The 17,102-nt window shown below is 71.4% G+C and carries 20 protein-coding genes; 15 read left to right on the forward strand and 5 right to left on the reverse strand.

The genetic code is table 11. The annotated features are described in order from the left end of the window. Positions 1-166: 166 nt before the first annotated feature. Complete coding sequence (locus tag AB0H81_RS13490) at positions 167-1,372, reverse strand: NADP-dependent malic enzyme (protein ID WP_358373520.1); 1,206 nt, start codon at positions 1,370-1,372, stop codon at positions 167-169. A gap of 279 nt (positions 1,373-1,651) precedes the next feature. Between AB0H81_RS13490 and AB0H81_RS13495 the strand changes: the two genes are divergently transcribed. The 4 genes from AB0H81_RS13495 to AB0H81_RS13510 all read left to right on the forward strand — a co-directional run bounded on the left by AB0H81_RS13495 (position 1,652) and on the right by AB0H81_RS13510 (position 4,610). Next, entirely contained in the window at positions 1,652-2,509 is an 858-nt protein-coding gene (locus tag AB0H81_RS13495; protein WP_358373523.1) for an ABC transporter substrate-binding protein, read from the forward strand. A 3-nt stretch (positions 2,510-2,512) separates the two neighbouring features. Beyond that, positions 2,513-3,349 (forward strand): amino acid ABC transporter permease, encoded by an 837-nt coding sequence (locus AB0H81_RS13500; protein ID WP_358373525.1) that lies wholly within the window; start codon positions 2,513-2,515, stop codon positions 3,347-3,349. Next, positions 3,346-4,089: an amino acid ABC transporter ATP-binding protein gene (locus AB0H81_RS13505; RefSeq protein WP_358373527.1), complete on the forward strand. Its 744-nt coding sequence runs from the start codon at positions 3,346-3,348 to the stop codon at positions 4,087-4,089. The genes AB0H81_RS13500 and AB0H81_RS13505 overlap by 4 nt, the downstream gene beginning before the upstream one ends. 86 nt (positions 4,090-4,175) lie before the next feature. Beyond that, complete coding sequence (locus AB0H81_RS13510; protein ID WP_358373530.1) at positions 4,176-4,610, forward strand: CGNR zinc finger domain-containing protein; 435 nt, start codon at positions 4,176-4,178, stop codon at positions 4,608-4,610. Positions 4,611-4,621: 11 nt separating this feature from the next. Here the strand turns inward: AB0H81_RS13510 and AB0H81_RS13515 are convergent, their stop codons facing one another. Next, entirely contained in the window at positions 4,622-4,930 is a 309-nt protein-coding gene (locus AB0H81_RS13515; RefSeq protein WP_358373533.1) for a S24 family peptidase, read from the reverse strand. Between the two features lie 90 nt (positions 4,931-5,020). Between AB0H81_RS13515 and sodN the strand changes: the two genes are divergently transcribed. The 3 genes from sodN to AB0H81_RS13530 all read left to right on the forward strand — a co-directional run bounded on the left by sodN (position 5,021) and on the right by AB0H81_RS13530 (position 6,772). Beyond that, on the forward strand, positions 5,021-5,422 hold the full coding sequence (sodN, locus tag AB0H81_RS13520; RefSeq protein ID WP_358373535.1) for a superoxide dismutase, Ni: 402 nt from the start codon (positions 5,021-5,023) through the stop codon (positions 5,420-5,422). A gap of 127 nt (positions 5,423-5,549) precedes the next feature. After that, the gene (locus AB0H81_RS13525; protein ID WP_175592534.1) at positions 5,550-5,975 is read left to right on the forward strand and encodes an anti-sigma factor; all 426 of its coding nucleotides are present in this window, start codon (positions 5,550-5,552) and stop codon (positions 5,973-5,975) included. A gap of 17 nt (positions 5,976-5,992) precedes the next feature. Continuing rightward, a complete protein-coding gene (locus AB0H81_RS13530; protein ID WP_175592535.1) occupies positions 5,993-6,772 on the forward strand; it encodes an RNA polymerase sigma factor SigF in 780 nt (259 codons plus the stop codon). A 7-nt stretch (positions 6,773-6,779) separates the two neighbouring features. Here AB0H81_RS13530 and AB0H81_RS13535 read toward each other — a convergent pair whose 3' ends face one another. Continuing rightward, a complete protein-coding gene (locus AB0H81_RS13535; RefSeq protein ID WP_358373538.1) occupies positions 6,780-7,175 on the reverse strand; it encodes a hypothetical protein in 396 nt (131 codons plus the stop codon). A 110-nt stretch (positions 7,176-7,285) separates the two neighbouring features. On the opposite strand from AB0H81_RS13535, the gene AB0H81_RS13540 reads away from it, so the two are divergent. Next, positions 7,286-8,320, forward strand: coding sequence for a diacylglycerol kinase family protein (locus AB0H81_RS13540; protein ID WP_358373541.1), 1,035 nt, complete (start codon positions 7,286-7,288; stop codon positions 8,318-8,320). A 278-nt stretch (positions 8,321-8,598) separates the two neighbouring features. After that, positions 8,599-8,853, forward strand: coding sequence for a WhiB family transcriptional regulator (locus AB0H81_RS13545; RefSeq protein ID WP_113705541.1), 255 nt, complete (start codon positions 8,599-8,601; stop codon positions 8,851-8,853). 276 nt (positions 8,854-9,129) lie between these two features. Here AB0H81_RS13545 and AB0H81_RS13550 read toward each other — a convergent pair whose 3' ends face one another. Beyond that, the gene (locus AB0H81_RS13550; RefSeq protein WP_358373544.1) at positions 9,130-10,674 is read right to left on the reverse strand and encodes a histidine kinase N-terminal domain-containing protein; all 1,545 of its coding nucleotides are present in this window, start codon (positions 10,672-10,674) and stop codon (positions 9,130-9,132) included. 405 nt (positions 10,675-11,079) lie between these two features. Here AB0H81_RS13550 and AB0H81_RS13555 point away from each other — a divergent pair, with 405 nt between their 5' ends. Both AB0H81_RS13555 and bioD read left to right on the forward strand, forming a co-directional pair. After that, entirely contained in the window at positions 11,080-11,799 is a 720-nt protein-coding gene (locus AB0H81_RS13555; RefSeq protein WP_175604581.1) for a GntR family transcriptional regulator, read from the forward strand. 200 nt (positions 11,800-11,999) lie between these two features. Further along, positions 12,000-12,722, forward strand: a complete 723-nt coding sequence (bioD, locus tag AB0H81_RS13560) for a dethiobiotin synthase (protein ID WP_358373547.1) — start codon at positions 12,000-12,002, stop codon at positions 12,720-12,722. A gap of 27 nt (positions 12,723-12,749) precedes the next feature. On the opposite strand, the gene AB0H81_RS13565 is transcribed toward bioD, so the two are convergent. Continuing rightward, a complete protein-coding gene (locus AB0H81_RS13565; protein ID WP_358373550.1) occupies positions 12,750-13,334 on the reverse strand; it encodes a hypothetical protein in 585 nt (194 codons plus the stop codon). Between the two features lie 101 nt (positions 13,335-13,435). On the opposite strand from AB0H81_RS13565, the gene AB0H81_RS13570 reads away from it, so the two are divergent. From AB0H81_RS13570 to AB0H81_RS13585, 4 genes are all read left to right on the forward strand, one after another. Continuing rightward, positions 13,436-14,404, forward strand: a complete 969-nt coding sequence (locus AB0H81_RS13570) for a hypothetical protein (protein ID WP_358373553.1) — start codon at positions 13,436-13,438, stop codon at positions 14,402-14,404. A 90-nt stretch (positions 14,405-14,494) separates the two neighbouring features. Further along, positions 14,495-15,655, forward strand: a complete 1,161-nt coding sequence (locus AB0H81_RS13575; RefSeq protein WP_358373556.1) for a sensor histidine kinase — start codon at positions 14,495-14,497, stop codon at positions 15,653-15,655. After that, positions 15,646-16,299, forward strand: coding sequence for a response regulator transcription factor (locus AB0H81_RS13580; protein WP_358373559.1), 654 nt, complete (start codon positions 15,646-15,648; stop codon positions 16,297-16,299). The genes AB0H81_RS13575 and AB0H81_RS13580 overlap by 10 nt, the downstream gene beginning before the upstream one ends. After that, complete coding sequence (locus AB0H81_RS13585) at positions 16,296-17,069, forward strand: DUF4097 family beta strand repeat-containing protein (RefSeq protein WP_358373562.1); 774 nt, start codon at positions 16,296-16,298, stop codon at positions 17,067-17,069. The genes AB0H81_RS13580 and AB0H81_RS13585 overlap by 4 nt, the downstream gene beginning before the upstream one ends. The last annotated feature ends 33 nt before the right edge of the window (positions 17,070-17,102 follow it).

A 17,102-nucleotide genomic window follows, 5' to 3' on the forward strand; every position in this document is an offset into this window, starting at 1 on the left:
ACCGCGGGAGTGGAGCCGGCCACATCGTGGCCTCCTTACCGAGGGAGGCGGGAGCCGGCGTCCTTACAGAGAGCTCCTGTTATAGCACGCTGAGTAAAGGAAGTTTTGCGCTTTCCCGATGCTCGTGCGAACTACTCGGACGCCGGCCCGGCAGATCCTGTACGCGTCACCCCTTGACGCGGGCGACGCCGTCCTTCCTGGCCTGCTCGGCCACGGCCGCGGTGACGGCGGGGGCGACCCGCTCGTCGAAGGGGCTGGGGATGACGTAGTCGGCCGCGAGGTCGTCGCCGATCACGGCGGCGAGCGCGGTGGCGGCGGCCACCTTCATGTTCTCGGTGATGGCGGTGGCCCGGACGTCGAGCGCCCCGCGGAAGACGCCGGGGAAGGCGAGCACGTTGTTGATCTGGTTGGGGAAGTCGGAGCGGCCGGTGGCGACCACCCGGGCGTGGCGGGCGGCCACGGACGGCGCCACCTCGGGCGTCGGGTTGGACAGCGCGAACACGATCGACTCGGGCGCCATGGACGCGATGGCCTCCTCCGACACGGTCGAGCCGGACAGGCCGACGAACACGTCGGCCCCGGCCAGCGCCTGCTCGGTGGAGCCGGTGTGGCCGGCGCGGTTGGTGTCGCGGGCGAGGGCCGACTTCACCGGGTTGAGGTCGTCGCGGCCGGCGTGGATCATGCCCTTGGAGTCGGCCACGGCGATGTCGCCGATGCCGGCCTCCAGCAGGATGCGGGTGACGGCGACGCCGGAGGCCCCGGCGCCGGCGACGACGGCGCGCAGGTCGCCGAGCGTGCGGCCGGTGAGGCGGGCGGCGTTGGTGAGGGCGGCCAGGGCGACGATGGCGGTGCCGTGCTGGTCGTCGTGGAAGACGGGGATGTCGAGCAGCTCGCGCAGGCGGTCCTCGACCTCGAAGCAGCGGGGGGCGCTGATGTCCTCGAGGTTGATGCCGCCGAAGGAGGGGGCGAGCCGGACGACGGTCTCGACGAGCGCGTCGACGTCGGTGCAGTCGAGGCAGATCGGCACGGCGTCGACCCCGGCGAACTCCTTGAACAGCAGCGCCTTGCCCTCCATGACGGGCATCGCGGCGGCCGGGCCGATGTCACCGAGGCCGAGGACGGCGGTGCCGTCGGAGACGACGGCCACGACGTTGGAGACCCACGTGTAGTCGTTCACGAGCGACGGCGTGTCGGCGATGGCGGTGCAGACCTGAGCCACCCCGGGGGTGTAGGCCAGTGACAGGTCGCCGGCGTCGCGGACGGGGATGGTGGAGCGGACCTCCAGCTTGCCGCCGCGGTGCAGGGCGAAGACCGGATCGACGTCGAGTGATGTGGGGGAGGACGATGCGGACGAGGCAGAAGAGGCAGTCACAGAGAGACCCCAGTAGTCATCGGGCGGACGAAGGACCTTCGGCAGACGGCGCGAGAGGCCTGGCTTCGGTAGCCGCCAGGGTCCCCTCCCGAACGTCTCGTGAGGGGTTACGGGGGTCACCCGTCGCCCCATAGTGCCACATGCCGAGACGACCACAGGTATCGCCGCCGACGCCGTTCCGTTGACGCATTGTTAAATGTCCGATGACGGAGCCGGGCAACCTGCCACTTAAACTTCACCAAATCCGACTTTTATGACATATCTCTGAGGAGGCCTGACATGGCCCTCTGGCCCAGGAGCAGCCGTGGCCAAGCCATCGGCGCGCTCGCCCTGACCGCCGTCCTGGCGCTGTCCGGCTGCGGCGGCGGTTCGGGTGGCGGCTCCACCTCCGCCACGACCGGAGGTGACACGGCCGCGGGCGGAGCCAAGCTCGTTCACCCGGGCAAGCTCACCACCTGCACCAACATCCCGTACGAGCCGTTCCAGTTCAAGGACAAGGACGGCAAGATCGTCGGGTTCGACGTGGACATCGTCGACCTGGTCGCCAAGAAGCTCGGCGTCCAGCAGGAGATCGTGGACATCGACTTCGCCGTCATCAAGAGCGGCGCGGCCATGGCCACCGGCAAGTGCGACGTCGCCGCCGCCGGTATGACGATCACTCCCGAGCGCAAGCAGAACATCACGTTCTCCGAGCCGTACTTCGACGCCACCCAGGCCCTGCTGGCCAAGAAGGGCACCGGCGCCAAGTCGCTGGAGGACGTCAAGGCCAAGGGGCTCAAGCTGGGCGCCCAGGCCAGCACGACGGGCCTCGACTACGTCAAGAAGCAGGGCCTGGACCCGACCGAGTACGCCGACTCCGCCAAGGAGCTGCTGGCCCTGCAGGCCGGCCAGGCCGACGTGATCGTCCAGGACCTGCCGGTCGTGCTCACCTGGCTGAAGAAGCCGGAGATCGCCGACAAGTTCGAGATGATCGCCAGCCTCGACACGGGCGAGCAGTACGGCATCGGCCTGAAGAAGAACGCCGACCCGGTCCTGCTCAAGACGATCAACGACACGATCACCCAGGCCAAGTCCGACGGCACCTACGAGAAGATCTTCGTCAAGTGGTTCGGCAAGAAGCCCGGCGAGCTGGGTTGATCCATGACGGACCACCTACCACCGGTGGCGGCTGAGCCGGGCGGAAAGGCCCGGCTCAGCCCGCGTAAGAAACAACGCATCAGCCGCGCGATCCAGTACGCCGTCCTGGTCGCGATCGTCGTCGGCATCGCCTTCTACGCCGACTGGGCCAGCCTGGCGGAGAACTTCGCCAAGCCGGACGTGGCCGGCAAGGCCCTGCCGGAGCTGTTCACGGTCGCGCTGCGCAACACGATCATCTACTCGGTCGGCGGGTTCGTCGTCTCGTTCGTGCTCGGGCTGGTGCTCGCGCTCATGAGGCTGTCGACCGTCCGGCCGTACCGCTGGATCTCGACGCTCTACATCGAGATCTTCCGCGGGCTGCCCGCCCTGCTCATCTTCCTGCTGATCACCTTCCTGCCGCTGGCGCTGCCCGGCTTCGAGGTGCCCGGCGGCACGTACGGCCAGGGCATCCTGGGCCTCGGGCTGGTCGGCGCCGCCTACCAGGCGGAGGTGTTCCGGGCCGGTCTGCAGGCGGTGCCCAAGGGGCAGGTCGAGGCGGCGCGCTCGCTCGGCATGTCGGCCGCGCGATCACAGATCACGGTGGTCATCCCCCAGGCCATCAGGATCGTCATCCCGCCGACCACCAACCAGTTCGTTGCGCTGCTCAAGGACTCGTCGCTGGTGCTCTTCCTCGGCGTGTCCGGCGAGTACGTGGAGCTGGCCAAGTTCGGCAACGACCTGGCCTCCCAGTACGCCAACGCGACGCCCATCATGGTGTCCGGCCTGACGTACCTGCTGGTCACGATCCCCCTGGGGCACCTCTCCAGTCGGCTGGAGAAGCGGGAGGTGAGGGCCCGATGACGCCCGCCATCGAGATCAAGGACCTGCACAAGCACTTCGGCAAGAACGAGGTGCTGCGGGGCATCGACTGCACCGTCGACACCGGCCAGGTGGTCTGCGTGATCGGCCCGTCCGGCTCCGGCAAGTCCACGCTGCTGCGCTGCGTGAACCTGCTGGAGGAGCCGACCCGGGGCAAGGTGCTGGTGGAAGGCGTCGAGGTCACCGACCCCGACGTGGACATCGACGCGGTCCGGCGCCGCATCGGCATGGTGTTCCAGCAGTTCAACCTGTTCCCGCACATGACCGCGCTGCAGAACGTCATGATCGCCCAGCAGCGGGTGCTCAAGCGCGGCCGTCAGGAGGCCGAGCGGGTCGCCCAGGCCAACCTCGACCGGGTGGGCGTCGGCGACAAGGCGGGCTCCTACCCGGCCCAGCTGTCCGGCGGCCAGCAGCAGCGCGTGGCCATCGCCCGGGCGCTGGCCATGGACCCCGACCTCATGCTGTTCGACGAGCCCACCTCGGCGCTCGACCCCGAGCTCGTCGGCGACGTGCTCGCGGTCATGCGCAAGCTGGCCGAGGAGGGCATGACCATGCTCGTGGTGACCCACGAGATGGGCTTCGCCCGCGAGGTCGCGGACCGGGTCGTGTTCATGGACGGCGGCGTCATCGTCGAGGACGGGCCGCCGGCCCAGGTCATCGGCGACCCGCGGCAGGAGCGCACCCGCACCTTCCTCAAGCGCGTGCTGCACCCCGAGGGCTGACGCGCGAGGGACGGATCGGGGTGGCCGCCGGGCCGGGCGCCACCCCGGTCCCTGCCGGGTGATCCTCCGGCGTGTAATACTCCGACATGGACTTGACCTCTTACGCCGAGTGGGCGGTCCGTCTCGTCAACGACCCCGACCCGCCGTCCGCACTGCGGGAGCTGCGTGACCAGCTCGCCGCCGTCTTCGCCGCCGAGGACGAGGCGGCCGTGGTGGCGCTGCTCAACACGCTGCTCGTCCTCCATCCCGTACGGCCGCAGCTCGCCGCGCACGACGGCAGCGGCTGGCACCTCCACCTGGCCGAGGACCCCACGGAGGACCCCGCCGCGGGCGCCGTCATGGGCCTGGCCGCGGTGGTCGCCGAGCACGGCGCCGGGCGGCTGGGCCGCTGCCAGGACCCTCGCTGCGGCCGGGCGTTCCTCGACACCTCCTCCAACCGCTCGCGGCGCTACTGCTCGTCCCGCTGCGCCAGCCGGGCCAACGTCGCCGCCTACCGGGCCCGCCGCCGCGGCGGCCGGTGACACGGCCGCGACTACGGGCGCCGCTCGAGCGAACCCCGCCGCGGGGGCCAGTAGCGCAGCACGACCCGCCCGACCACGTCGGCGACGGGCCCGAAGTCCCAGCTGTCGCGCCGGCCCGAGGCCCGTTGGTTGTCGCTCTCCAGCCACCACCCGTCGTCGCCCCGCCAGGCGGCCCGCTTGACGATCAGCCGGGAGGAGTCGCCGGGGAGCCTGGCGACCACGATGTCGCCGGGCCTGACCGGGGCCCCTCGGCGCACCAGGAGCCAGTCCCCGGGCAACAGGGCGGGGCGCATCGAATCCCCTTCGACACGCACTCTCATACGCCGAGACCCCCTCCGCCACGGGCCTTCGGACCCGAGTAAGGTCGGTAACTGGACCAAGCTGACTCAGCATCAAGGAAGGACCTTCTGATGCTCGCACGACTGCTACGACCCAAGCATGTCGCCTCCGCGCACTGCGACCTGCCCTGCGGCGTCTACGACCCCGCCCAGGCCCGGATCGAGGCGGAGTCGGTCAAGGCGATCATGGAGAAGTACGCGGCCAACGAGGACCCGGTGTTCCGCGCTCGCGCGCTGACCATCAAGGAGGAGCGGGCCGAACTGGTCAAGCACCACCTGTGGGTGCTGTGGACCGACTACTTCAAGCCCCCGCACCTGGAGCAGTACCCCCAGCTCCACCAGCTCTTCTGGGACGCCACGAAGCTGGCCGGCGCGGCGGGCGCCAAGGGCACGGTCGACGCCGCCAAGGCCGAGGACCTGCTCGGCAAGATCGACGAGATCTCCAAGATCTTCTGGGAGACCAAGGCCGCGTAGAACGGCGCAAAGGCTCTGTGTGGTTACCCGCTACACAGAGCCTTTTCCGTTGATGGCGAGTCTGAATCGTCCAAGCACCTCTCAGGGGCGGTAAGTTGCAGTCAGCGTCGTATACGCGAGGAGGAACGTGACCGAGGAAACCGAGACGCGCATGGAAGGCGAGACCGGCATCCGCGACGTGGTGAGCATCAGGCTTCCCGCGGCGAGCGCGTACCTGTCCGTGCTGCGTACGGCCACGGCCGGGCTGGCCGCCCGGCTCGACTTCACGCTCGACGAGATCGAGGATCTGCGGATCGCGGTCGACGAGGCGTGCGCCATGCTTCTGAACGAGGCGGTCCCGGGCACCGACCTGACCGCCGAGTTCGAGCTGACCGGGCAGGAGATGCAGGTCAAGGTCGAGGTGGCGACCGTCGGCAGCTCCGCGCCCAAGCGCGACGACTTCGCCTGGATGGTCCTGACCGCGCTGGCCGACGATGTGGAGGCGGTTACCGACTCTCCCGACCGCATGGCGATCGTCCTGCGTAAGCGCCGAGGCGCGGCGAGGCCGGCGTGACGGAAAGGACGGGAGCCATGGCCACCAGCGACCACGCTGTGCCCGACCGGGTCCGTGCCCGCATGCTGTTCGCCGAGCTGGCCGAGCTGGGGCCCGAGGAGCCGCGCCGTCAGCGCATCAGGGACGAGCTGGTGGAGCTCCACCTTCCGCTGGTCGAGTACCTCGCGCGGCGCTTCCGCAACCGCGGCGAATGGCTCGACGACCTCACGCAGGTCGCCACGATCGGGCTCATCAAGTCGATCGACCGGTTCGACCTCAACCGCGGCGTGGAGTTCTCCACCTACGCGACGCCGACCATCGTCGGCGAGATCAAGCGGCACTTCCGTGACAAGGGCTGGGCGGTCCGGGTGCCGCGCCGCCTGCAGGAGCTCAAGCTCTCGCTGACGAAGGCGATAAGCGATCTGTCCCAGCGCGAGGGGCGCGCGCCGACCGTCGCCGAGCTGGCCGCCTACCTCAAGATGACCGAGGAGGAGGTGCTGGAGGGGCTGGAGTCGGCCAACGCCTATTCGACGGTGTCCCTCGACGCGCCCGACTCCGGCGACGACGACGCGCCCGCCGTGTCCGACTCGCTCGGCATCGTTGACGAGTCGCTCGAGGGGGTCGAGTACCGCGAGTCGCTCAAGCCGCTGCTCGAACGCCTGCCGCCGCGTGAGAAGCGCATTCTCCTGCTGCGGTTCTTCGGCAACATGACGCAGTCGCAGATCGCCACCGAGCTGGGCATCTCGCAGATGCACGTCTCGCGTCTGCTGGCCCGCACGCTGGCCCAGCTGCGCGAGGGTCTCACCGCCGACGACTGACGCCCCGTCAGCCGGTTCCCTGGCCGTCGCCGTACAACGCCTTGGTGGTGGGGGGTGCGAGCAGGGCGGCCAGGCCGATCACCGCCACCACGACCAGCGGGACCCCGAGGTCCGGCCGGTCGGAGTCGATCAGCGTGATCGCGACGGGCAGCAGGAAGATCTGGGCGAGCACGCTGGGGGTCCTCCCCCACCGCTCGCCTCGCAGCAGGCCGCCCCATGCCACCCAGAGCAGCCCCACGCCGACCAGCATGCCGAAGGCGGCCTCGGCGATGGCGCTGGTCACGTTGTCGGCCAGCCCGCGCGCGGTCTCGACCGCCACGAAACCACCCAGCCCGAGCGTCACGAGGCCCTCCAGGGCGACGACGACGGCGGCGACGAGCAGGGTCAGGGGACGCTTCGACACACGGGAACCCTATCCGTTCCGGCCCCCGGTCCGGTCTCCGCCCGGGCCGTCGTGTACGAAACCGGGATCTTCTCGACAAGACAGACATCCATCATGGATACGCTGGCATCATGCGCGCGATGCTGCTGGTCAACCCCAAGGCGACGACCACGAACGCCCGCACCCGGAACGTCCTGATCCGGGCGCTCGGCACCACCATGGAGCTGACCGTCGAGGAGACCGGCTACCGGGGCCACGCGGCGGCGCTGGCCGCCACCGCGCGCGCCAAGGGGTACGACGTGGTGACCGTCCTCGGCGGCGACGGCACGATCAACGAGACGGTGAACGGCCTCCTCAACCCCGTCAACGGCACCGCCCCCGAGCCTCCCGGCGCGGGCGCCGTTCCTGAGGCTTCCGGCCCGGTCGGCGACACCGGCCCTGGGCCTTCCGGGGCGGGCGACGACCCGAGCGCCGGGCGTCCGGCGCTGATCGTCATCCCGGGCGGCAGCGCCAACGTGTTCGCCCGCGGTCTCGGCCTGCCGAACGACCCCGTCGAGGCGACCGGCGCGGTGCTGGAGGCGCTGCGTGAGGGCCGCCGCAGGACCGTCGGCCTGGGCCAGGCCCTCTGGGGCCACGAGAGCCGGTATTTCACCTTCTGCGCGGGCCTGGGGTACGACGCCGAGGTCGTCCGCGCCGTCGAGGGGCTGCGCGGCGCCGGCCGCAAGGCGACGCCCGCCCGCTACGTGAACACCGCGCTACGGCACTATGTCGCGACCGACAAGAGGCGTCCCGCGATGACGCTGACCGGTCCCGGCATCCCCACGGCAGGGGGGATCTTCATGGCGATCGTCTCCAACACCTCTCCATGGACGTACGTCGGCACGCGGCCCGTCCGCCCCACGCCGTGGGCCTCCTTCGAGACCGGCCTCGACATGCTGGGACTCCAGCGCCTGGGATTGACGTCCATGATCCCGCTCATCCAGCACATTCTCACGGAGAGTGACGCCCTTCCGTCGGGCCGGCACCTCGTCCAGCTGCACGACGAGCCCGAGTTCACACTCACCGCGGAGCGTCCGGTGGCCTTCGAGCTGGACGGCGACTACCTGGGCGAACGCGAGTCCGTAACGTTCCGGTCTATCCCGAACGCGTTACAAGTCCTGGTCTAGCTGGTTACATTCGGTCATTGTGTGACGCATCCGACATCCATTACGGCCAAAACTTCGCCCGGAACCCCTTGCGTGCACTCTCCGTGGCTGACAGGCTCAAGACTGACGTCGGAACGTAGGACGTTTAACCAGAACCCCGAGGTCGTTCCGGTCGTCCGGCGAGCAATTCCCGGTCCCCCATGGTCCGGGTCTCTGCTCGCGCGCCTTAGTGAAACTCTTCACAAAGTAGTAGCCGCACGGAGCCCGACCGCAGGCTCCATCTACTAAGGAGTGGACGCATGGACTGGCGCCACCGAGCTGCCTGCCGTGACGTGGACCCCGAGCTGTTCTTCCCGATCGGCAACACCGGCCCCGCGCTCATGCAGATCGAGGAGGCCAAGCAGGTCTGCCGTTCCTGCCCGGCCGTGGACGCGTGCCTGAAGTGGGCCCTGGAGTCCGGCCAGGACGCCGGCGTCTGGGGCGGCCTGAGCGAGGACGAGCGTCGCGCGCTCAAGCGCCGCACGGCCCGTGCCCGCGCCCGCGCCTCCGCCTGATCCCACCCGACCAGTAGAACACCCCGTCCCCGGAGCCCCTGCCCCCGGCAGTCGCCCCCGGCGCGTCCCGCATGCCGCGCCGCCCGTGATGGGTCCTCCACCGGCTCCACGCCGCCTCGTCCCCGAGGCGCGCCCCGAGCCGTTCCGTCCTCGAAGCCCTCGACGACCTGAAAGCCCTCGAAGCGATCCGTACGGCCGCCAGTCCCCCGCCGCGACACCGCGGCGGGCGCGGCCACCAGCCCCGAGGGGCGGACGACGAGCACGCCGCGCGGCCCGTCACCCGGCGGGCAGCGGGATCGACAGCGTGACCTCCGTGCCGCTGCCTTCGCGCGGTCCGATCGAGAGCTTGCCGGACAGCTCCCCCTCCACCAGCGTGCGCACGATCTGCAGCCCGAGGCTCGTCGAGCTGTCGAGGTCGAACCCCTCGGGCACCCCCTGACCGTCGTCCCAGACGGTCACGTTGAGCCGGTCGCCGCCGGGCTCGACCCGCTCGACCACCACCTGCAGCCGCCTAGGCCGGCCGTGCTGGAGCGCGTTCTGCAGCAGCTCGGTCAGCGCCATCGCCAGCGGCGTGGCGATCAGCGACGGCAGCACCCCGAACCCGCCGACCCGGCGCGGCGTGACCGCGGACTCCGCGGCCGACACCTCGCCCGCCATCGCGATGACCCGGTCGGCGATGTCGTCGAAGTCGACGAACTCCTCCGGCGCGTGGGAGAGCGTCTCGTGGACGATCGCGATGGACCCGACCCTGCGCACCGCCTCCTCCAGCGCCTCGCGCCCCTCGGGCACCTGGAGGCGCCTGGCCTGCAGCCGCAGCAGCGCCGCGACGGTCTGCAGGTTGTTCTTGACGCGGTGGTGGATCTCACGGATCGTCGCGTCCTTGGTCATCAGCTCGCGCTCGCGCCGCCGCAGCTCCGTCACGTCGCGGATGAGCACCAGCGCGCCGATACGGCCGCCGCCCACGATCAGCGGGATGGCGCGCAGCTGCACGATCGTGCCGCCCGACTCGACCTCGGTCTCCTTGGCGGCCCGCCCGCTGGCCACGATCATCAGGTCCTCGTTGATCGGCTCGTCGGAGTAGCACAGGGTGGCGGTCACCCGGCCCAGCTCCGCGCCCACGAGGTCGGCGTGCAGGCCGAGCCGCCGGTAGGCCGACAGCGCGTTCGGCGACGCGTACGTCACCCGGCCGCCCCGGTCGAGCCTGAGCAGCCCGTCGCCCACACGCGGCGAGCGGACCAGGATCGGCTCGTCGCCGGAGAACGGGAAGCGCCCCTCGGCGACCATCTGCGCCAGGTCGGAGGCGCTCTGGAGGTAGGTCAGTTCCAGACGCGACGGGGTGCGGGCCGACGACAGGTTGGTGGAGCGCTGGATGACCGCGAGGAAGCGGCCCTGCCCGTCGGGCAGCACCCGGCGCACGGGGATCGTCTCCTCGCGCACGGGGACGCCCGTGGACCAGTCGGGGTCGCCCTCGCGGCAGATGCGCCGCTCGTTCCAGGCGGTGTCGATCAGGTGGCGCTCGCCGCGCGCGACGACGGTGCCCACGACGTCGTCGTGGTAGACGGTCGGGCCGGTCGTCGGGCGCATCTGCGCGATGGCGATCCAGCCGTTCCCGTACCGCTCCCCGTGGCCGTTGGCGGCGTGCCCGTCGCGCCCCTCGTCCCCCGTCTCCGCGGCGGACGGGAGCAGCGGCGCCCACAGGATGAGGTCGGCGAAGGACAGGTCGGCAAGCAACTGCCAGTCGGAGACCAGCGAGTGCAGCCATTCGAGGTCCGCCGCGTCCAGCGCGGTGTGACGGACGACGAGGTCGCTGAGAGTGGGCACACTGCATCATGCGTGCTGTCCCGCCGTACGACCAAACCGGCCCCCCTGTTTGGTGCACTCAACCGGTCTTTTCCGGGAATCTCACAACGTGAGAACCGTCACACTGTCCAAGGCGCTCGTGTCCAGGGGAAACAGCCCTGGGGAGCCGGAGGTGATCGAGACGTTGGTCGAGACGGCTAGATCGTACATCTCCGACACCGGCCTCGTACCGGCCTCGGTTGCGGCCGCCCGCGCCACGATGGATATCCTTCTCCATCAGCCCGAGCCGCCTCGACGCCCGCGCCCGCCCTCGGTGCCGGATGGCCGCTCTTGCCGGCGGTTGACCGCTCGGGCCAATCTGAGTTCCGATGATCTAGCGGTGATCCGACACGCCCTCACCGCCGTGGCAGAAGTGAAGGTGAGAGCGTGACGGACGACGGCCCTCGCGTACCGAAGTACTACGACGTGAAGCGGAGCCTGCTCGAGCTCACCAAGAGCCTCCCGGCCGGCACGGCGCTGCCTCCGGAGCGGACGCTGGCCGTGCGGTTCGAGACCTCGCGCACGACCGTGCGGCAGGCGCTGACGGAGCTGGTGGTCGAGGGACGGCTGCTGCGCATCCAGGGCAAGGGCACGTTCGTCGCCCAGCCGAAGGTGGCGCAGGTGCTCCAGCTCACCTCGTACATCGGCGACCTGCGCACCGCCGGGCTGGAGCCGGACACGAAGATACTGGAGATCGGCTACATCACCGCCGACGAGGCGCTGGCCCGCCGCCTGGCGATCAACCCGGGCGGGCGCGTGCTGCGCATCCACCGGCTGCGCCTGGCCAACGGTGAGCCGGTGTCGATCGACACCACGCACCTGTCGGCGCGCCGCTTCCCCCGGCTGCGGCGCGAGCTGGAGGTCCACTCGTCGCTGTACGAGACGCTGCACAACGCCTACAACGTGCGGCTCACGGACGCCGAGGAGATCATCGAGACGGTCCTCGCCACCCCGTACGACGCCAAGGCGCTGGGGGTGGACGTGGGCCTGCCGATGCTGCTGCTCACCCGCCACGCCTTCGACGCCGACGGCAACCCGGTCGAGTGGGCGCAGTCCCTCTATCGCGGCGACCGGTACAAGTTCGTCACGCGGCTGCGTCGTCCGTAGGCTTCTCCTTCCGCTGCGGCACCGCCAGGCAGGCCGCCGGCCGCCGTACGGGGCTGGGGACCTCCAGGGGGACGGCTTCTGACCCGCACGGGGCCGGGCGCCGTCACGGCTCCTCTGGGCCGTCGCCGGGGTTCGACACGGCCCGTCTCCCGGGCCTCCGGCTTCACCCCTGCCCCACGTCCCGCCTCTAGGCTTGAGACGTGAGTGTGCTCGTCGTCAGCGGGACCGACACCGGGGTCGGCAAGACCGTCGTCACCGCCGCGGTGGCCGCGCTGGCGCGGCTGCGGGGTTCGAGCGTGGCCGTGGTGAAGCCCGCGCAGACCGGAGCGGCCCCCGGCGAGCCAGGCGACCTGGACGAGGTCATCCGGCTGTCCGGGGTGACGACGACGTTCGAGCTGGCCCGCTACCCGGCCGCCCTGTCGCCCGCCGCCGCCGCGCGGGCCGGCGGCGTGGCCCCGGTGTCGCTGGAGGCCGCGGCCGGGCGGATCGGCGAGCTGGCCGAGACCCACCGGCTCGTGCTGGTCGAGGGCACGGGCGGGCTCCTGGTGCGCTACGACGAGGACGGCGGCACGATCGCCGACCTGGCGCGCGCGCTCCGGGCGCAGGTGCTGGTGGTCGCCCACGCCGGCTCCGGCACGCTCAACCACACGGCGCTCACGCTGGAGGCCATGGCCAACCGCGGGCTGGGCCTGGCCGGCGTAGTGATCGGTTCCTGGCCGGCCGAGCCGGGAGCGGCCGAGCTGAGCAACGTGGCCGACCTGGAGATGCTGGCGGCCCGCCCGCTGGCCGGGGTCCTGCGGGAGGGCATCGGGGCCCTGGGCTCCGAGGAGTTCGCCGAGGAGGCGAGGCGCGGGCTCGCGATGACACTCGGTGGCGGCTTCGACCCCACGGCGTTCAAGCGGCGGCTCGGGCTCTTCCCGTGACCGGCGTCCCGGACCGGCACCGGGCGTCTACCGGCAGGCCGCTCCGGGCAGCTCGCACACCTTCTCGGCCATCCGCTCGGCGCGTTCGACGAGCCCGCGGAAGCGGCTGAGGGGCAGCGACCGGCTCGGGTAGGCCGACTCGCCGGCCACGTACACCGCGGCGCCCCGCCGGACGACGACGGCCTGCTCGCCGCTCTCGAAGAAGCGCCCGCCCGCGCGCAGCGCGTCGTCGCCCACGTCGAGCGGCTTGCTGAAGTACCGGTAGCGGTTGATGCCCTTGCCCACCTCGGCGCAGCGCGCGAGCTGGGCGCGCATGCCGTGCATGGCCCGCTCGGCGGCGGCCGTGTTCTTGTAGAGGACGAGCTGCTCGTAGTCGATCTGGGTCTCGTTCTCGTGGACGACGCTGCGGGCCGCCACCCGGCCCGTGTCCCACGGCTTCGTGCGGAAGCACGGGTTGAGTGCCAGCGGGCGCTCGAGCGAGTCGCTGATCTTGTAGGTTTCCCAACTGGCCGCCGGCGGGTGCGTCTCCGAGGGGAGGAACCCCTTCGGCAGCCCTCCCCCGCCGCTCAGAACCCCCGCCAGGGCCAGCACGGCCATCCCCGTCTGCATCATCTGGACCTCCCCCGTCCTTGACTGATCCGTGAGATGACCGTGGTGCGCCATTGGTTCGGATATCGCGGGACTTGTCGGCCGAACAGGGTGATGATGCAGGCATGGCAAAGGCGATCGAACAACCCGTTCCCGGCATCACGGTGGGCCACGGCCTCCTCGCCCGGCGCAACGGCCAGGCCGAACCCGTGGACAAGATCGTCCACGACGGCGACACGATCAACATCGCGGCCGACGGGAACTTCGGCGTGCGCATGCTGGGCGTCGACGCCCCCGAGGTCAGCTTCGAGCTGCCCCAGAGCCCCGACTTCCCGGACTTCCCGGGAGGCTTCGTCAAGATCGAGCATCCGGCCTGGACGACGTTCCTCACCGATCCCTTCGCCAAGGGCCTGCCCGAGCTGGCGCTCCGCACGGCGCTGCGCGCGAACCTCACGGCCCGGCTCGGCCCGCACGCCGCCGCCAACCACGCCGTCCACGCCGCGCCCGCCACGAAGGCGCTCAAGGAGATGATCGCCGCCGACATCGCCGAGCAGGGCCTCACTGATGCCACGTTCAAGCTCCGGCTCGCCTTCGCGCACGAGATCCTCGACCGGTACGGCCGGCTGCTCTGCTACGTCAACCGCGACCAGCGCGACCGGCCGCGCCCCGACCCGTACAACGAGCGCCTGCTCGCGGCCGGGCACGTGGTCCCGTACTTCATCTGGCCCAACGTGGACCCGTTCGTCCGCCAGGAGGGCCGCGTGGCCGACGCGGTGCCCCCGCCCGGCACGGCCCGCTCGATCGGCGAGGCGGGCGCCCTCGGCCGCGCCCGCGAGGCGGTGCGGCGGGCCCGCGAGGGCGGGCTCGGCCTGTGGGAGCACACGGACCCGCTCGCGATCCTGCCGTTCGAGCTGCGCTTCCTGGCCCAGCGCCGGGCGCCCGACCGGTACGTGCTGGACCTGTCGGACGACGCCCGCGAGCTGCTGCACCCGCAGAGCTACTTCCGCGTGCCGAACCCCGAGGACCGGTTGTTCGTCAACGCCGAGCACGCGCCGCTCTTCCACGAGAAGGGCTGGTCGGTTCCACCCCTGTGAGATCCCGCCCGGGGGTGGGGCAAACCCCACCCCCGGAGCGCACACCAGGCCCCTGTCGCGCGGACGGCCGGAATCAATACCGTTATGGGCATGAAAGTCCCCCGGCCCTGGTCGGCGCGGGCCTGGCTCGACACGGCCCACGTGATGACCGGTCTGCCGGTCTCCGTGGTCCTCGGCACGCTGACGCTCGTGCTGGCCGTCGCGCCGCCCGCGCTGCGCCGCGGCCTGCCCGCGTTCACCCTGGTGCAGCGCTCCCGGTTCAAGGCGTTCCAGGGCGCGCACATCCCGCGCATCGGCAGGCCCGGCGGCTGGCGCGACGCCTCGACGTGGCGGCAGCTCGGCTACCACCTCCTGTCCCCTGTGGTCAGCGCCATCGGGGCGGCGCTCGTCGGCTTCGGCTGGGGCGGGGCCGTGGTGGGGCTGTCGGCCTTCGCCCAGCCGCGGTTGCAGCCTCCGCCCCTGGTGTTCGAGTTCGACCTGCGTGACCCGGTCATCGCCGGGATCTACACGGCCGTGGGGGCGGTCCTCCTGCTGACGGCGCCGGTGCTGGCGCGCGGCATGGCCGCGCTGGACCTCGCCGTGGCCCACATGCTGCTCGGTCCCAGCCGCTCCGAGCTGGACCGGCGCATCGAGACGCTGACCGAGAGCCGGGCCGGGGTGATCGACGCCGCCGACGCCGAGCGCCGCCGCATCGAGCGCGACCTGCACGACGGCGCCCAGCAGCGGCTCGTGTCCCTGGCCATGAACCTCGGCCTGGCCCGGGCCACCCTCACCGACCTGCCCGAGCCGGCCCGCCAGGCGATCGCGCAGGCCCACGAGGAGGCCAAGCAGGCGCTCAAGGAGCTGCGCGACTTCGTGCGCGGCCTGCACCCGGCCGTGCTCAACGACCAGGGCCTCGACGCGGCCCTGTCCGGCGTCGCGGCCCGCGCCCCCTTCCCGGTGCGGCTGCGCGTCCGCATCGACCGCCGCCCGTCGCCCACGATCGAGGCCGTGGCATTCTTCGTGGTCTCCGAGGCGCTGACGAACATCGCCAAGCACGCCGCCGCGACGCTGGCGGAGATCACCGTGACGCGCGACGGTGAGCGGCTGCGCGTGCGCGTCCACGACGACGGGCACGGCGGTGCCACACTGCACGCCGGCACCGGCCTGCGCGGCCTGGCGCAGCGCGTGGGAGCGGTGGACGGCGCGTTCAGGCTGACCAGCCCGCCCGGCGGGCCGACGACGATCGAGGTGGAACTGCCGTGCGAGTAGTGCTCGCTGAGGACTCGGTGCTGCTGCGCGAGGGGCTGGTGCGGCTGCTCGACGCGGCCGGCATGCGGGTGGTGGCCGCGGTCGCCGAGGCCGAGGCGCTGCTGCGCGCCGCCGAGGAGCACCGGCCCGACCTCGTGGTCACCGACGTCCGGATGCCGCCGACGCACACCGACGAGGGTCTGCGCGCCGCGCTCGTGCTGCGCCGCCAGCAGCCCGGCCTGGCCGTGCTGGTGCTGTCGCAGTACGTCGAGGAGCGCTACGCCGCCCAGCTCCTGTCCTCCGCGGCCGGCGGCGTCGGCTACCTGCTCAAGGACCGGGTGGCGGACGTGACCGAGTTCATGGACGCGCTGCGGCGGGTGGCGGCGGGCGGCACGGCCCTCGACCCCGAAGTGGTCTCCCAGCTCCTCCTGCGCGGCCACAGCGACCCGCTGGACCGGCTGACGCCCCGCGAGCGTGAGGTGCTCAAGCTGATGGCCGAGGGCCGCTCCAACGCCGGCATCGGCCAGGAGCTGGTGCTCAGCGAGGGGGCCGTCGGCAAGCACATCGGCAACATCTTCACCAAGCTCGACCTGTCCCCCGCCGAGGGCGACCACCGGCGCGTGCTGGCCGTCCTGCGCTTCCTCAACGTCAGGAGCATGCCGTGAGAGCCATCTGGCTGGCGGTCGGCACGATCGCCACCATCGCCGGGCTGATCGTCTCCACGGCGCTGCTCTTCCACGGATTCGCGGACGCCGAGCGGCCCAGCGAGCTCTCCCGCGGCTCCTTCCCCTGGCAGGGCGCCCAGGTGCGGCTGGTGATCGAGGAGGGCGTCACCGACGTGTCGATCATCACCGGCGAGGCGGGGGAGGTCGTCGTGGAGCGCTGGGTCCGCTGGACGGACCGCAAGCCCGAGGTCACCGAGGAGTGGGGCGCCGGCAGCCTGCGGCTCAGCACGGACTGCCAGAGCTCCGCCCGGCGCAGCCCGCCCTCCTGCCAGGTCGGCTACGCCATCCAGGTGCCGCCGGAGACCGCCCTGGAGGCCACCACGGCCACCGCGTCCCTGAACCTGTCCCAGATCCATGGCAAGGTGCGGGTGACCTCCGTCTCGGGCGACGTGAACGTCGACGGCGCCGCCGGCGACCTGTACGTCAGGAGCGGCTCGGGCGACGTCAAGGCCATGGCGCTGGGCGGCGAGCGCGCCGACGTCGAGGTCGGCTCCGGCGGCGTCCACCTTGTCTTCCGTCAGCCGCCGGCCGAGGTGCGGGCGGTCGTGCGGACCTCCGGGACGGTCATGGTCGAGGTGCCGCGCAAGTCGACCTACGACGTGACCGCCGATGCGCCCAACGTGGACATGGACGTCCGCCGCGAGGCCGGGGCGCCGCGCCGCATCACCGCCTCGGTGGCCGAGGGCCTGGTCGACATCTGCTGCGACTGATCCGCCGTCCTTCGTTGCTCCCTGTTTACTCGT

This window comes from Nonomuraea sp. NPDC050691, from assembly GCF_040654455.1.
In the GTDB taxonomy this organism is placed as follows: domain Bacteria; phylum Actinomycetota; class Actinomycetes; order Streptosporangiales; family Streptosporangiaceae; genus Nonomuraea.

What these genes read in the sequence shown, in the direction of transcription:
- AB0H81_RS13495 (WP_358373523.1), top strand. Translation starts at nt 1,652, where the DNA reads ATGGCCCTCTGGCCCAGGAGCAGCCGTGGCCAAGCCATCGGCGCGCTC.
- AB0H81_RS13500 (WP_358373525.1), top strand. Translation starts at nt 2,513, where the DNA reads ATGACGGACCACCTACCACCGGTGGCGGCTGAGCCGGGCGGAAAGGCC.
- AB0H81_RS13505 (WP_358373527.1), top strand. Translation starts at nt 3,346, where the DNA reads ATGACGCCCGCCATCGAGATCAAGGACCTGCACAAGCACTTCGGCAAG.
- AB0H81_RS13510 (WP_358373530.1), top strand. Translation starts at nt 4,176, where the DNA reads ATGGACTTGACCTCTTACGCCGAGTGGGCGGTCCGTCTCGTCAACGAC.
- AB0H81_RS13515 (WP_358373533.1), bottom strand. Translation starts at nt 4,930, where the DNA reads ATGAGAGTGCGTGTCGAAGGGGATTCGATGCGCCCCGCCCTGTTGCCC.
- sodN (WP_358373535.1), top strand. Translation starts at nt 5,021, where the DNA reads ATGCTCGCACGACTGCTACGACCCAAGCATGTCGCCTCCGCGCACTGC.
- AB0H81_RS13530 (WP_175592535.1), top strand. Translation starts at nt 5,993, where the DNA reads ATGGCCACCAGCGACCACGCTGTGCCCGACCGGGTCCGTGCCCGCATG.
- AB0H81_RS13540 (WP_358373541.1), top strand. Translation starts at nt 7,286, where the DNA reads ATGCGCGCGATGCTGCTGGTCAACCCCAAGGCGACGACCACGAACGCC.
- AB0H81_RS13545 (WP_113705541.1), top strand. Translation starts at nt 8,599, where the DNA reads ATGGACTGGCGCCACCGAGCTGCCTGCCGTGACGTGGACCCCGAGCTG.
- AB0H81_RS13565 (WP_358373550.1), bottom strand. Translation starts at nt 13,334, where the DNA reads ATGATGCAGACGGGGATGGCCGTGCTGGCCCTGGCGGGGGTTCTGAGC.
- AB0H81_RS13570 (WP_358373553.1), top strand. Translation starts at nt 13,436, where the DNA reads ATGGCAAAGGCGATCGAACAACCCGTTCCCGGCATCACGGTGGGCCAC.
- AB0H81_RS13575 (WP_358373556.1), top strand. Translation starts at nt 14,495, where the DNA reads ATGAAAGTCCCCCGGCCCTGGTCGGCGCGGGCCTGGCTCGACACGGCC.